This is a genomic window from Elongatibacter sediminis (assembly GCF_037892215.1).
Classification (GTDB): domain Bacteria; phylum Pseudomonadota; class Gammaproteobacteria; order Xanthomonadales; family SZUA-36; genus Elongatibacter; species Elongatibacter sediminis.
The window spans coordinates 18,226-33,850 of record NZ_JAZHOG010000007.1; the positions used below are offsets into that span (position 1 = coordinate 18,226).

The 15,625-nt window shown below is 64.5% G+C and carries 8 protein-coding genes; 3 read left to right on the plus strand and 5 right to left on the minus strand.

The annotated features are described in order from the left end of the window. Positions 1–23 precede the first annotated feature (23 nt). The 3 genes from V3330_RS11135 to V3330_RS11145 all read left to right on the plus strand — a co-directional run bounded on the left by V3330_RS11135 (position 24) and on the right by V3330_RS11145 (position 4,268). On the plus strand, positions 24–839 hold the full coding sequence (locus V3330_RS11135) for a nitrilase-related carbon-nitrogen hydrolase (protein ID WP_354695500.1): 816 nt from the start codon (positions 24–26) through the stop codon (positions 837–839). 23 nt (positions 840–862) lie between these two features. Beyond that, entirely contained in the window at positions 863–3,319 is a 2,457-nt protein-coding gene (locus V3330_RS11140) for a CehA/McbA family metallohydrolase (protein WP_354695501.1), read from the plus strand. A gap of 130 nt (positions 3,320–3,449) precedes the next feature. Then, positions 3,450–4,268, plus strand: a complete 819-nt coding sequence (locus V3330_RS11145) for a sulfotransferase family 2 domain-containing protein (RefSeq protein WP_354695502.1) — start codon at positions 3,450–3,452, stop codon at positions 4,266–4,268. A 76-nt stretch (positions 4,269–4,344) separates the two neighbouring features. Here the strand turns inward: V3330_RS11145 and V3330_RS11150 are convergent, their stop codons facing one another. From V3330_RS11150 to mfd, 5 genes are all read right to left on the minus strand, one after another. Next, positions 4,345–6,048, minus strand: coding sequence for a potassium channel family protein (locus V3330_RS11150; RefSeq protein ID WP_354695503.1), 1,704 nt, complete (start codon positions 6,046–6,048; stop codon positions 4,345–4,347). A gap of 24 nt (positions 6,049–6,072) precedes the next feature. Continuing rightward, positions 6,073–6,456 (minus strand): DUF6394 family protein, encoded by a 384-nt coding sequence (locus tag V3330_RS11155; RefSeq protein ID WP_354695504.1) that lies wholly within the window; start codon positions 6,454–6,456, stop codon positions 6,073–6,075. A gap of 118 nt (positions 6,457–6,574) precedes the next feature. Next, entirely contained in the window at positions 6,575–9,358 is a 2,784-nt protein-coding gene (locus V3330_RS11160) for a M16 family metallopeptidase (RefSeq protein ID WP_354695505.1), read from the minus strand. A 777-nt stretch (positions 9,359–10,135) separates the two neighbouring features. Beyond that, positions 10,136–11,368, minus strand: a complete 1,233-nt coding sequence (locus tag V3330_RS11165; protein WP_354695506.1) for a CsiV family protein — start codon at positions 11,366–11,368, stop codon at positions 10,136–10,138. 777 nt (positions 11,369–12,145) lie between these two features. Then, positions 12,146–15,622 carry a transcription-repair coupling factor gene (gene mfd / locus V3330_RS11170; RefSeq protein WP_354695507.1) on the minus strand — a complete coding sequence of 1,159 codons (3,477 nt, stop codon included), beginning with the start codon at positions 15,620–15,622 and terminating at the stop codon, positions 12,146–12,148. Between the last annotated feature and the right edge of the window lie 3 nt (positions 15,623–15,625).

Here is a 15,625-nt window from a genome sequence, read left to right on the forward strand (position 1 = left end):
TGAAATTCGAGAGGCACGACTGAATGTCCGCAACGCCATCCCATCCCGGCCATCCCATTCCCGGCGACCACTTGCAGGTATTGCTGGTCCAGGCGACCCTGGGCTGGAAGCAGCCAGCCGAGAACCGCGCGCACCTCGAGGATCTGCTGGAGCAGGCACAAAGTCCCTTTGATCTCGCGGTTTTTCCGGAAACCTTCACCACCGGCTTTCTGGGTGACCCCGATGTGCCGAATGAAGGCATGGACGGCCCGACACTCGAGTGGATGCGCGAGCTCGCGGTTCGCCACCAGGGCAGCCTGGCCGGCAGCGCGGTCATCGTCGAGGACGGCAAACGCTTTAACCGCTTCCTGCTGGTCACCCCGGCGGGAGACGTGCACACCTACGACAAGCGGCACCTGTTTTCGTACGGGGGCGAGAACAAGCGATACGCGCCGGGCTCGCAACGCGTGACGGTTCCCCTCGGTCCCTGGCGGACATCACTGCAGGTCTGCTACGACCTGCGCTTTCCGGCGTGGTGCCGGCACCGTGGTGATTTTGATCTGCAGATATTCGTCGCCAACTGGCCGGCCAGCCGCGTTGAGCACTGGCAGGCCCTGCTGCGCGCCCGCGCGATCGAGAATCAGGCCTGGGTGATCGGCCTGAACCGGGCGGGTGAGGATGGCAACGGCATCGCCTACCCGGGATGCAGCCTGATCTTCGATCCGCTGGGAGAAACCGTTTGCGAACTGGGCGCGGAAGAAGAAACCCGCCTCGTCAGCCTCGACCGCTCGCAGGTCGAAGCCGTGCGCGGCAAGTTTCCGTTCCAGGCAGATGCCGACCCGTTTACGCTTCAAACATGATTCCGACCAGGATTAACTGACCCATGCAACGTTTCTTTGTTTCACGTGTTTTGCTTTCGGTGTCGCTGCTCGCTGCCGCGCTGGCGTCACCGGCCACACGGGCTCAGTGGACCCACACTTATCCCCCGGTCGACGGTTTCAACCACCAGGTCTACCTGGAAGGGTTCGAGCTGCCGATGCTCAATGCCGGTCCCATGGATCCGGCACCGTCTCCGGATGGTGGGCAGCTTGCGTTCGCGGCTTACGGCTGGCTCTGGCTGATGGACGTGGCGGACGGAAAGGCCCGGCGCATCACCCGTGCCGCGGGCATGGACTCGCGTCCGGAATGGTCGCCGGACGGCGAGCGGCTGGTATTCATCCGCGACAGCGGCAGGCAGCTCAGTATCGTGCAACTGGATGTCACCAGCGGAGTCGAGCAGGTGCTGGTCGACGTCGAGGCGGTCAACCTCGACCCGGTGTACGATCCCGACGGCCGCTACGTGTACTACGCGTCGGCCGACGGGGGGCCGCTGGAAATCTGGAGAGTGAAGCTGGAAAGCCTGGAGCGCCAGCCGGTGACGAATTCGGACGTGTTGCTCAATCGTCCGCTCAAGCGCCGCCCGTTGTTGCTGGATTCGGACAGCCTGCTGCTGTATCTCGACAAGCAGGGAACCCGCGACGCCATCAAGTTGCTGAACCGGGTCACGGGCGAGGCCACCACCCTGGTCGAGGATCGCATCACCGCACAGGCCGACCTGGCGTTGTCGCCCGACGGGCGCAATCTCGCCTACGTGTGGCCTTACGACGGAGGCTGGGAACTTCGACTGCTCACCCTGAATGCACCCGGCACCTCGGTGCTGCTGACCCAGAGCCTGGGCATGCCGCTGGCGCCGGCCTTCAGTCACGACGGTGAATGGGTGTACTTCGCCGAGGCCGGTGCCGACGAGCGCACCGCGCTCAAGCGGGTCAGGACGGCCGGCGGCACCGTGGAGCCGGTTGCAGTGGGCGAGCTGGACTGGGGTGCGCCCACCGGCCGCCTGGTGGTGCGCACGGAAATCGACGGGCAGCCGGTGGCGGCGCGACTGAACGCGGTCGACAGCTCCGGTCATCCGGTGATCCCGGAAACGGGCGCGGTGCGCTTCGAAGGTCAGCACGCCCGCGTGTTCTGGTATTCCGATGGCGAAATCACGCTGCTGGCGCCGGCCGGACCGGTCACCGTATCGGCCGTCCACGGCCTGGAAACGCCGCAGGCCCGGCAAACCATTGACGTTCCGGCAGACGGCGAAGCCCGGCTGACCCTGGAACTGGAGCGGGTGTGGAACGCGGCGGAGAACGGCTGGTACGCGGCCGACAATCATTTTCACCTGAACTATGGCGGCCCGTACCGGTTGGCGCCGGAGGACATCCTGCCCGACCTGCGCGGCGAAGCCATGGCCCTGGGTTATCCGTTGCTGGCCAACCTGCACAACCGCTTCCTGCAGCAGGGCCTGTGGGGTTGGCGCCACGAAGAAACGCCGCAGATTCATTTTGGTCAGGAAGTGCGGTCGCATTTTCTCGGGCACCTGCAGTTGCTGGGTATCGACACTCTGTTCTGGCCCTGGATCTGGGGTCCGTTTTACGAGGTCTATGCGAACGACGACCGGCCCAATGCCACGGCGCTGCGCCATGCGCGCTCAGAGGGCGGAGTGGGTGGCTACGTTCATCCGGTCGGTGTCGCCGACCCCTTCAGTGAGACCGGTATCAACACCGTTCCCATCGGCTTCGTCGCCGATGCCGTGCTGGGCGAGGTCGACGTGATCGAACTGGCCTGCCTGTGGACCGATGAGATCGGTACGGCCGCGTTGTGGCACGCGGTGCTCAACTTGGGTATACCGCTGGCGGCATCCGCGGGCAGCGATGTCATGAACAACTACTACCGCACCTTCGCGATCGGCTCGACCCGGGTCTACGTCAACACCGGCGAGTCGCTGAATCATGATGACTTCCTGGACGGCTTGCGCGACGGCAGGAGTTTCATCAGCAATGGCCCTCTGCTGGAATTCACCGTTACGGGGCAGGGGCCGGGCAGCGCACTCGAAATGCCCGCGGAAACGGTGGAGTGGTCATTGTCCGTGCACTCCGCACTGCCGTACGATGCGGTGGAGATTTTCGTCAACGGCGTATCGGTGCAGAAACTTGCCGGCAGTGACGAGGCGGGCAGCGCGGACTATTCCGGGACGATCGAGTCGCCTGCCGGCGGCTGGATCACCGCGCGTGTCACGGGCGCCAGTGCAAGCTGGCCGGCGCTGGACAGCTACCTGTACGCGGAAACCAGCCCGGTCTGGTTCCACGCCGTAGGCAGTATCGAGCCGGAAGCCCGGCGGCGTTCGGCCGCCGATTTGCTCCGTGTGCTCAACGCGTCCGAGACCCGGCTGATCGAAGGTTACGGGAACACGCCCATTCCGGACCTGCTGGGCCATTTTCAGAATGCGCGGGTGCGTTTGCGGGAAATGGCCGAATAAACCTCGAAGGCGAGACTGAATCCTGCAGCTCGGCTTCATGGACGGGCACGCCGGGCGAAGGTATTTACGATCTGCGCAATCATGCGACCCGGTGCCGTGTCGCATGATTCGTCGAACAGGATAAAAAACGATGCATTTACGATACGACGTCATGCAATGGCCGATGATCACGGTCCTGGTTTCGCACCGCCATCGCGTGATGTACACCCCGATCGCGAAAAACGCGAATACAACGTACAAGCGTCTGTTCGTTGAGCTGAGCGGCCACCCGTCGAGCGAGGTGCTGCTGGACGGCGACGTCCACGTCAATCTGCTGGCCCAACCAACGGGCCTGGTCCTGGCCGACTACACGCCGGAACACGCCGCGGCGATTCTCGGCAACGCCAATTACTTCCATTTCACGTTGCTACGCAATCCCCTGGAGCGGGCGGTCAGCGGCTACCTGGACAAGTTTGTCCGCTCGCCGGTGCGAAAAAACCCCAACAATCGCAATCACCTGGTGATTCAGGACGCGCTCGACTGGGTGTATGAACACCGTGGGGAGCCGGTCGATCACGAGCGCCTGATCACGTTCCGCGAGTTCGTCGATTACCTGGAACAGGTGCCGGATACCGCGCTCGACACCCACTTCAAGGCGCAATCCGCCTACCTGGTGCACCAGAACATCGATTTCATCAGTACGACCGAAAACCAGCAGCCGCTTCTGGCCGAGCTGGAGCAGCGATTCGGCCGTCACATTGAAGTCGAACATTTCAATCGAACGGCAGGTCCGCAGCACGGCGAATACGGGAATGATGCGGCGGATCTTCTACCGGCCCGGATACGCGCGAAACGTGGCTTGCCGAAACCATCGGAGTTACTGGTTCCGGACCTGGCCGAACGCTTGCGCAAACGTTTCGCGCGCGACTTCGAACTTTGGAGCGAAGCCAAAGCGAAAGGCACGGGTTAGCGCCGGCGGGGCATCTCGCTGCAGGCCGGACCGGATCGGGTTTCGTCCCGCCGCTTCCGGGTGATTCTGTGAGCGGTCAGGGATTCGCGCGATGGCGTTCGATCCATCGCCAAACCGCGCTGCGCGGTATATGACGCCCCGTGGCATTGGCGATCAGCGCGTAGGGCTCGGTCAGTGTCCAGAGGATTTCATCCCGGGCGAGGTTGCGGCCGGCGAACAGCAGGCGGTCACCGGCGTGCAGTTCCTGCCCGGGGGGCGGCAGAAAAATCCGTGATGCGCCGCGTTCGAGCAACAGGCACAGGCAGGGCAGGTCCTCGGCCACCTGCGTACGCGAATGCTGGGTGATGTGCTCCAGGCGGACTTCGGTTCCGTACTCGCGGGCTTCGTCGAGACCGCTCCTCAGGGACCCTTCGAGGGTTTCGGTCCAGATGGCTGGCGCCTGTCCGCCCAGTACCGACTTCAGTCGCGAAGCGACATGGTGGGCGAAATCCTCGTCTTCGCTGGCCAGGTAATGCAGAAACGTCTGCATCAGGGGTGTCGTGGCGATATACAGCGCACGACGTGCGACGATGAGGCTTCGGCGCGCGACCAGTTGGGCGTGGGAACGCTCGAACAGTTCGTCGTTCTGCTGACGCTCCTGGCGCGCCACCGTGAACAGCTTCGGGTTGAGTTCCAGCGCGGTCATGACGATGGACAGGTTGTCCACGTCATCGCCGGTGCCGGCGATGATGCCGACCGCATCCTCGACGCCGGCTTCGAGCAGCGTAGCCGCCTCGGTGCCCCGGCCAAGTACGGATCCCGGTTGATTCGCGACGCGGTCGGGATGCACATCGACCACGGTGTACGGCAGACCCGCCTGTTCCAGTCGCTCGGCCAGCCGTGAGCCGAAGCGGCCGAGACCGCATACGATCCAGCGGCCCGACGGCAATTCCATGCGTTCGCGCAGTTCACTGCCGGGTACGCTGATCAACCAGTCCTGCACCAGGTATTTGATGGGCGAACTCAGCGCCAGGTAGAAGCGTTCGGCGAAAATGGCGTAGGGCTCGATGACATGATCGGTGCCGAACGAGTCCATGTTCGCCGTCACCCGCTGGTTTTCGCTGCGCGCAATCACGCTCAGTTCGGGCCGCAGCAGTTTGCTGGTGATGGCAATGGTCAGATTGGCGTGATCTTCATTGGTGATGGCGATGATGCCGCAACACTGCGGGTGGTGCAGCCCGGCCGATTCCAGCAGTCCACGGTCGGTGACATCGCCGCTGAGTGCCGGTACCCGGGAGATTTCCGGTTGCAATTCCATGCGGTGGATGATGTCTTCCTCGCGTTCCAGCACCACCGCGCCATAGCCGCGGCGCACCAGCGCGGTCACGATCATGCTGCCGGTGCTGCCGAACCCGCACACGATGTAAAAGGGTTCTGCCGTGCCGCGCACCAGACGCCGGAAGCGGGACTGCCGCAGCACCGCCCGAAACTGCGGATCCAGGATCAGGCTCAGGATGGTGCCGAAGGAATACAGCCACACGCCGACATTGGGCAGGATGATCAGAAAAGCGTACAGCCGCTGCGCGCCGGTGAATGCATACGGGATCTCGCCAAAACCAATGGTGGTGGCCATGATGGCCACGTAATAGGCGGCGTCCAGGTAGCCGACATCGATGGGACGGCCCTGTGGATCCTGGCCGGGAATCATGACCAGCCCGAAGACCGAGGCCGAGTACACCAGGATCATCAGGATCAGCGGCGAGCGCATGCGCCGCATGGTCAGCAGGATGACGTCCTCCATGCCGGATGCCGCCGGTGGCCGGCTTCAGCGTCGGGCGGTGACGGTTTCGGCGACCAGCAGGGTCACCGATACGAGGTTGGCCAGCAGCGCGCCGCCCGAGAACGATACGATGCTGGCCAGCACCGAGCTGGTCATGCCGGCTTCGCTGGCATTGGTCGCCCACAGCCACATGAAGGCGGCGCCGAGCAATTGCAGGTCGGCGACCAGGCTGGTGGCCAGCATCACCGAGCCCAGGGGGGAGCGGTCACCGAACTTGAGGATGGTGGCGATCAGGCTTACCGCGAGAGCGGCGCCAAGCTCCAGCGCGTCGTGATGATCCGGATTATCGATGTCCCCGACGAAGAACCCGAAATTGAGGGTCAATGCGAGAACAATGAAAAAAGCGAAGACGACTTTGTCGAGTTTCACGTACGGGTCTCTCCCGGGCTGATGACGCCCCATGCATTCGGCGGGTTCAGCTTAGACCGAAACCGGGGCGGCTGTCAGCCGCCCCGCGCATTCGCGTGATCCGGGCCGGAACCGCGGATCACGGGTGGTCCTCGATTTGTCCCCCGCTGTCCATGACTTCCACCGGCGCCAGGTCCAGGTTTCGAAGTTGCTCCATGATCTGCTCGCGGTCGCCCACCACCACCCAGGTGAGCCGCTCGGGGTGGAGCACGTTTTCGGCCGCGCCCTGAACCTTTTCCAGGCTTTGTGCCTGATACTGCCCGGCCAGGGTGGCGACGTAATCGTCGGGACGGCCGAAGCGGTCGTTGGCGAGCAGGGCATTGAGCACCGCTCCGTTGGTTTCATACTGGCCCGGCAGGCTGTACACGTTGTTGCGCACCACCCGGGTCAGTTCCTCGCGGCCGGCCGGTTCGGAAGCCTGGAAGCGCTCGAATTCGCCGACCAGCTCACGGATGGAGTCACCGGTGCGGTCGGTCTGCACCGGCGCGTAAACCATGAACGGGCGCTGGCCGCGGGCATCCGGCAGGAAGGTGGACGCACCGTAGGACCAGCCCTTGTCGACGCGGAGATTCTGGTTCACCCGTGCCGAGTACACGCCACCGATGATGTCGTTCATCGTCTCGATCGTGATGTTGTTGTCCACGCCCGTCGGTGGCGCCACGTGGGCGGCGAGGATCAGCGATTGCGGTGAGCCGGGTTTGTCGACCACCAGCAGGCGCGGCCCGGCGGGGAGTTCCACATCGGAAATGTGCTTGCGCGGCAGGTCCGAGCGTGGCGCTTTCCAGTCACCAAAGGCGGAATCCAGCAGCGGCAGAACCTCATCCAGGCTCGTGTCACCGACCACGAACAGCGTGGCATTATCGGGCCGCAGCCAGTCGCGGTGGAACCGCGTCAGGTCGTCACGGCTGATGGACGCGACCGATTCCTCGGTGCCCGAGCCGGTGAACGGTATGCCGTAGGCGTGATCATCCCCGTAAATCAGCGGCGGAAGGGTGCGCAGGGCGATACCGACCGGACTGTTTTTCTCCTGTTCGATGGCTGCCAGCCGGCGCACCCGCTGACGTTCCATTTCTTCCGGGGCAAAAGCCGGATTGCGCACGATGTCGGCGAACAGTTCGATCGACGGCGCGAGGTTCTGCTTCAGCGCGGACAGCGACACGGTGGACATGTCGAGGTTCGATCCGCTTGAAATTTCGGCCCCCAGACGTTCCGCTTCAGCGTCGATTTCGAGCGCGGAACGGTTGCGCGTGCTTTCGTCCAGCATGGCCAGCGTGAAGCCGGCGGTGCCCAGTGTCCGGTCCGCGTCCGCCGCATAGCCCGCATCGAACTGCATGGAAACCGATACCACCGGCACGGCATGCCGTTCGGCCAGCACCACGTTGATGCCGTTTTTCAGGGTGCCCCGCTGTACTTCGGGAAAGCTCAGATCGGGCAGGTCTTCGACGACGGGCAGGCCCTGGCTGCGGTCCACGCCGGTTGCCGCGGCTGCGTAAGCGGGATCGGGCATGACGTCGAGCTGATATCGCCCGTCGGAAAGCCAGGTCACAGCGGCCTCCCGCACGTCTTCCGGGCTGGCTTCGTTGATCCACTGCAACAGGGTTTTGTAAAACGCGGGATTGCCGTCATACAGTTCGCCCTCGGCCAGGGTGCCGGCCTTGCCGCCGAAGCCGCCGACCTGCTCCAGGCCGCGAATGACCGATGCGTTGATCTTGGAGCGAGCACGAGCGAGTTCCTCTTCGCCCGGGCCCCGGGCCAGAAAGCGCTCGAGTTCATGGGCGATGATGCCGTCGACTTCCTGCAGCGTAGCGCCGGGGCGCAGGGTGGTGTCGATGGTGAAGATGCTCGCCAGTTCCTGGGGTTCCACTTCGACCGACAGGCTGACCGCGTGCTGGGTCTCGTAAATCAGGGCCTGGTACAGCCGCGAATTCTTGCCGTCGCCGAGCACGTAGGCGGCCAGTTCCAGCAATGCGCGATCGCGCGTGGTGCGGCCGGGCACGGCCCAGTTCTGAAAGCTCCGGATCTGCGGTACGCGGTCCACCATCACTTCGCGGGTGTCGGTGTCGCGGTCCGGCACCATGGCCTGCATGCGGGTCAGTGGTGGGCCGGGCGGAATGTCGCCGAAGTATTTCGCCACCAGTTCGCGGCCGCGTTCCGGGCTGATGTCGCCGGCCAGAACCACCACGGTATTGGCGGCGCCATAATAGGTTTTAAACCACTCGTGGACGTCTTCCAGGCTTGCTGCTTCGAGATCTTCCATCGAGCCGATGGTGTTGTGACGGTATGGGTGGCCGGGCGGGTACAGGCCTTCCAGCACCCGGTAGCCGACCTTGCCATACGGCTGGTTGTCGCCCTGGCGTTTTTCGTTCTGCACCACGCCGCGTTCCTGGTCGAGCTTGTCCTGCGTGAGCACGCCCAGCAGGTGGCCCATGCGATCGGACTCGAGGAACAGCGCCAGCTCCAGCGCCGGGGTTGGTACGTTTTCGAAGTAATTGGTGCGGTCGAACCAGGTGGTGCCGTTGAGCGAGGTGGCGCCAACCTGTTCCAGTGGCTTGCTGAATCGGTCGTCGTAGTTCTCGGAGCCTTCGAACATGATGTGTTCGAACAGGTGGGCGAAGCCGGTGCGCCCTTCGGGCTCGTTCTTGGAGCCGACGTGGTACCAGATGCTGACCGCAACGATCGGGGCCTTGCGGTCCTCGTGCACGATTACCCGCAGCCCGTTGGGCAACACGAAGCGTTCATACGGAATGTCGATGTCGGGCATCTCGGCCGCGAGCGCCGGCAGACTCAGAACCACCGCCAGCAGGCTCACGAGCAGGTTTCGCAAACCTGTCCGGCGGGTGGGTGCAGGCAGCCTCAGGTCCATGACCAACGAATCCTCGAGCATGGTTCGTAAGCCTGTCCGGCGGGTGGTGGCCCCTGGTCTGCCTTGGAGGTCCAGCCGGCCAGGGGGATTCATTCGGGTATCGAACGGAACGGGCATGAAAGGGGTCCTCGCAGGAGTATGTATGGCATTGTGCCAAACAGCAGCGGGCGGGTTAAGACCCGAAGGTCATGACCACATTCGTTGACGGGAGTTTCAACGACCGTCCTCCCGGATACCTCTCATCCCATCGTCCCGGATACCTCAACTCCCACCGTCCCGGATACCTCAACTCCCACCGTCCCGGATACCTCAACTCCCACCGTCCCGAATACCTCAACTCCCACCGTCCCGGATACCTCACATCCCGTCGTCCCGATACGTCAAGATCCGTCATCCCGGATACCTCAAGATTCGTCCTCCCGGAGACCTCGATATCCGTCATCCCGGACGCCGCGCAGCGGCGATCCGGGATCCACCCCGCGTCGATATCCGCAGCAGCGTCTGCAAGAAATACCCACGCTGAAATAACGAGCAGCCGCCAACTTGCAACGCGTCGGCCACCGAGTGACCTCAGCGCGTAGGCCCCGGCTCGGGGGCCGGGGTGACAGTACCGGGGTTGGGGCGTGAGTTGGGAACGGTGCCGCAGTGGTCCTCGGCGTGCAGGCCCCGGCTCGGGGGCCGGGGTGACAGTACCGGGGCTAACTCTCCGTCATCCCGGACGCCGCACAGCGGCGATCCGGGATCCATCCGGCGACTGCCGGTGCGTTGGCGCTCGCGTCATTGCGCAGGTTTGAGGGCACCTGCGGGCCGGTTCGTCAGGGTGTTCTCATTCGTGCGCCGGGTGTCTGCGTTGGTCCTGCCGACCGCGCTCTGGACGTCCGGGGTTCGAGGCTCCACCGGGACTTCAATTCGGCTGATTACAGCGAGCACGCCGAGGAACGGACCGTCGAAGTACTCCACCTGGTCGGTTCGCACCTGACGGCTCTGCTGCAGGTGGTAAACCGCGATCGCTGGAGGCGTCTCGCGGGCCGTGTCGCCGCCAGCGACAGGACCGGTCATGCCGGATGGAGCGGAAACCGGGGTGTCGGGCAAGGGTGCGGGGTCAGCCGGGATGGACGCGGAATCCAGAGCGTCCGGATACGCGATCCCGGGTGATTGTGGTTCGCGCCACTCCAGGTCGAGTTCCAGATGCAGAAAACGGGATCGACGCAGGCGGGCCGTGCCGTCCAATCGGTAGAAGCGGCGTGGATCGGGCAGGGCGGTGTCAGTCGCTGCGTGACTTCCCGCTGCTTCAGGTGGCGGTGTCTCCCCGGCCGGTTGCGCGTTGGGCATCTGCGAGGACGGGACCGGGCCCGACGGAACGTCGCCAAACTCCGCGGGGGGCTGGCTGCCGGCCAAGGCGCCTGAGGCGGGGTCGGATGGCAGGCGCAGTTCCGCCCAGGGATCATCCTCGTGCAACAACTCGTCGTCGTGGACCCGAAGAGAAGGGAAGGGTTCGTTTTCCGATTGTTCCCAGGAGAAATACAGCAGCGGCCGGAATCCAGCGCTCTGACGCAGCCGTCGCCACGCGTCGCTCAGGGTCTCGCCCGGCTCTTCGATGAGAGTCGCGACCGGTTCAGGGGGTTCCTCGATCATCTCGTCGCCGGCAGACCCCAACGGTGGTTCCCCGGCGTCAGCAATGGCGGAATCACCAGCACCTTGCTGCGAGAGATCAGAAGTCCCGGGCTTATCGCCGTTGCTCTGCCCCAACACCTCGCCGGACCCGGTTTCGGTCCGGTCGCCAGGGCCGGATGCGGTATTCGCTGTGGATTCGTTCGCAGCCGGATTGGCCGGGTCGGCGCTTACCTCGTCATCCGTTTTCGGTGCCCGCAGATCCAGCGCTTCGGAGAAATCACGGAAGTACTCCTCCAGCCGCGGATCGGCCGTCGAATCCAGATGGCGCAACACCAGCAACTCCACCCGGTAACGGGTTTCCGTCTCCTCTGCTTCCGCCGCGGCAAGCGCTGTCACCCCGACTCCCAGGTTCAGGACACCCACAAAAACAAACAGTCTTAGAAATACTCTGTAACTCATTGTTAAATAGTTATTTATAGCTGATATTTGGCCAGACTAAACCGAAGTGTCAACCCAAGGCCCCAGCCTGGTTTACGAGTGATACCGATGCGGGCTGGTGAGGGATCTCGATGCCTGCCGCCAATGTAGCAGAATACGGGGTGACAGTACCGGGGTTGGTGCGTGAGTCGGGATGGATTCCGTAGTGAACTTCGGCGTGTGGACCCCGGCTCGGAGGCCGGGGTGACCGTACCGGGGTCTGGGCGTGAGTTGGGAATGGTGCCGTAGTGGACTTCGGCGTGTGGACCCCGGCTCGGGGGCCGGGGTGACCGTACCGGGGTCTGGGCGTGAGTTGGAATGGTGCCGCAGTGGACTTCGGCGTGTGGACCCCGGCTCGGAGGCCGGGGCGACCGTACCGGGGTCTGGGAGTGAGTTGGGAATGGTGCCGTAGTGGACTTCGGCGTGTGGACCCCGGCTCGGGGGCCGGGGTGACGGCGCTGGGTTTCCGTCATCCCGGACGCCGCGCAGCGGCGATCCGGGATCCACCCGGCGTCGTGTTTTGGCGTAAGCGCGAGCGATTGGGTGTTTATTTCGGGAATCATGCTGGCGATTTGGTGGTGGGTTTCTGAACCACCGAGTGGTCTTGGCGTGTAGGCCCCGGCTCGGGGGCCGGGGCGACGGCGCTGGGTCTCTGTCATACCGGACGCCGCGATGCGGAGGGCGCCTGAGCCGGGCTTATGCCTGGCTGGAGCCGGTGAGGCGCTGGAGCAGGGTTGCGGCCTGTTCCATGCGTTTCTGCGGGTCTTCCTCGCCGTGACGTATGCGCAGCAACTGGGGCCCTTCCAGGCGGTATCGAGTGGATTCCTGCTGCACCAGTTTGATCAGTGCCTGTGGGTCGGCGCGACTGTCCTCGGCGAACTCGATGCGACCGCCGCCCGGGCCCAGGTCCAGCCGCCGCAGGCCAATGCGGTCGGCGGCCAGCCTCAGTTCGGCGACGGCAAACAGGTTTTTCACCGGTTGGGGCAACAAGCCGAAGCGGTCGATCATCTCCACCTGCAGTTCGCGCAGAGCCGCCTCGTCGGGCGCGCTGGCGATGCGTTTGTACAGCGTCAGCCGGGCGGGCACGTCACCGAGGTAGTCGTCCGGAATCAGAGCCGGCACGTGCAGTTCAATATCAATGCCGCGATGCACCGGCGCATCCAGGTCGGGTTCCTTGCCGGAACGCAGGGCGTCCACGGCGCGGTTGAGCATGTCGCTGTACAGGCTGAAACCGATTTCATGGATTTGTCCGCTCTGCTCGGCGCCGAGCAATTCACCGGCGCCTCGGATCTCCAGATCGTGGGTTGCCAGCGTGAAGCCCGCGCCCAGGTCTTCCAGCGCGGCAATGGCCTCGAGACGTTTTTTGGCGTCCGCGGTCATGCTGCGGCGGTCGGGTACCAGCAGGTAGGCGTAGGCGCGATGGTGCGAGCGGCCCACCCGGCCGCGCAACTGGTGCAACTGGGCCAGCCCGAAGCGGTCGGCCCGGTTGATCACGATGGTATTGGCGGTGGGCACGTCGATGCCGCTTTCGATGATGGTGGTGCACACCAGGATGTTGTAACGCTGGCGGTAGAAATCCAGCATCACCGATTCCAGTTCCTTCTCGGCCATCTGACCGTGCGCGATGGCGAGCCGGCCCGATGGGGCGAGTTCTCCGACTTCGCGGGCGATGCGCTCGATATTGCGCACCTCGTTGTGCAGAAAGAACACCTGCCCGCCGCGTTGCAGTTCACGGCCCAGGGCTTCGCGGATGACCGCCTTGTCCCAGTTCGAAACCAGGGTCTTGACCGCCATTCGCCGGGCCGGTGGTGTGGCGATGATCGACAGGTCGCGGATGCCCGCCATGGCCATGTTCAGGGTGCGGGGGATCGGCGTCGCGGTCAGGGTCAACACGTCCACTTCGGCCCGCAGTTGCTTGAGCCGTTCCTTCTGTTGCACGCCGAACCGGTGTTCCTCGTCGATCACCAACAGGCCCAGCCGCTCGAAGCGCACATCGCGCTGCAGCAGCCGGTGGGTGCCGATGACGATGTCGACTTTGCCCGCCTCGATACGTTGGAGTGCCTCGCGAATCTCTTTCGCGCCGCGGAAGCGGGACAGCAATTCGACTTTCACCGGCCAGTCGGCCAGGCGGTCGGCGAAGTTGGAATAATGCTGTTGGGCCAGCAGGGTCGTTGGAACCAGTACGGCCACCTGCCGTCCGGCCTGGACCGCCACGAAGGCCGCGCGCAACGCAACCTCGGTTTTGCCGAAGCCGACATCGCCGCAGACCACCCGGTCCATGGGCTGATCCGACATCAGATCGCCGATCACCGACTCGATGGCCTGTTGCTGGTCGGGCGTTTCCTCGTACGGAAAGCCGGCGGCGAACTCGTTGTACAGCGCGTCGTCGAGGGGGAAAGCGAAACCCGGACGAGCCTGGCGCCGGGCGTACAGGTCGAGCAGTTCGGCGGCCACGTCGCGGACTTTCTCGGCTGCCTTGCGCCGGGCCTTTTCCCATTGCTTGCCGCCGAGGCGGTGCAGTGGCGCGCTGTCCAGGTCGGCGCCGGTGTAACGGCTGATCAGGTGCAGGTAGGAAACCGGCACGTACAGCCGGTCGTCGCCGGCGTACTGCAGTTTCAGGAATTCAGCCGGACGGCCATCGATTTCGAGGGTCTCCAGGCCCTGGTAGCGTCCCACGCCATGATCTTCGTGGACCACGGGTGCGCCTTCCTGCAGGTCGGAGAGGTCGCGAACAATGGCCTCCGGGTCGCGCTCCCCGGCTTCGCGGCGGGCGCGCTGCCGCACCCGTCCGCCAAACAGTTGCGATTCGGTCAGCAAGGCCAGGTCGTCGCCGGCGATGAATCCGTCTTCCACCGGCAAAATCACGAGGCCAATATGTGCGCCGGACCGGTGGAAGGCCGCGTAATCCTCGTGCACGGTGGGCCGCATGCCGAGCGAACTCAACGTGGAATTGAGGACTTCGCGGCGGCCGGCGGAATCGGCGGCGAACAGCACCTGGCCGTCGAAGCCGGCGACAAAGTCTTTCAGCGCAGTACCGGCTTCGCGACCCTGTTCGTGAATTGGCAACTCAGGTGCCGGCCGGGTCGCGAAACACGCACCGGCATCGCCGTCCGTGTCTTCCGGTACGGCGTTGCTGTCGGCCAGTTCCACCGCGCCGCTCCGGGGCAGTCGCGCTTCCACTTCCTGCGGGGTAAAAAAGAGTTCCTGCGGATCGAGCACCGGGCGCTCGACATCGTGGCGCCGCTGCTCCCAGCGCTCCGCGGTGCGCCGGTAGTGGTCGGCCACGGCCTGCAAGGCGCCTTCCTGCACCACCAGGCGCAGCGGTGCCCCCGGGTAATCCAGCAGATTGGACGTGGTTTCGAAAAACAGCGGCAGATACTGTTCCAGCCCCTGGGGCTGGTGACCGGCACGCAGGTCCTGATACAGCGTTACGTGCCGGGTATCCACATCGAAACGCAACCGGAAGGCGCGCCGGAATGCATCGAAAGCCTCTTCGTCCGAGGGGTATTCCCGCGCCGGCAACAGATCGATGCGGTCGGTCTGTCCGGTGGTCCGCTGGGTTTCCGGATCGAACAGGCGGATGGTTTCGATCTCCTCGTCGAACAGATCGATACGGATCGGCAGGGTGGTGCCGGTCGGATACAGATCGATGACCGACCCGCGAATGGCGAACTGACCCGGCTGGTGGACCTGGTCCGCGCTCTGGTAGCCCGCCCGGGCCAGCCGCTCGCGAAACGCATCGATCACAACCCGTTCCCCCGTGACCAGGTTGAAAGCCCGCTGGCGCACATAATCCACCGGCGGCAGCCGCTGGGCCAGGGCGGTGATCGAACTGAGGACCAGTCCCCGTTGCATCGACACCAGCCGCGCCAGCGCGGCCACCCGTTCGGAGATGATGTCCGGATGGGGCGAAAACGGATCGTAAGGCAGGGTTTCGTGATCCGGAAACAGCAGGATGTCGGTGGCGCCTTCGGGCCCGCCCGGTGCCAGCAATTCGAGATCCTGCGCGAGGATGCGCGCCTGATGGCTGGACCGGGTGACGACCAGGATCAGGCCGTCGTGGGCACGGGCCGCGGCCTGCAGGGCGAGGGCCCGGCTGCTGCCGTGCAGGCCACTCCAGCGGACGGGCTGGTCGCCGGCCGGCAGGCGGGCGGTAAACGGTGAAGCAGTCATGGT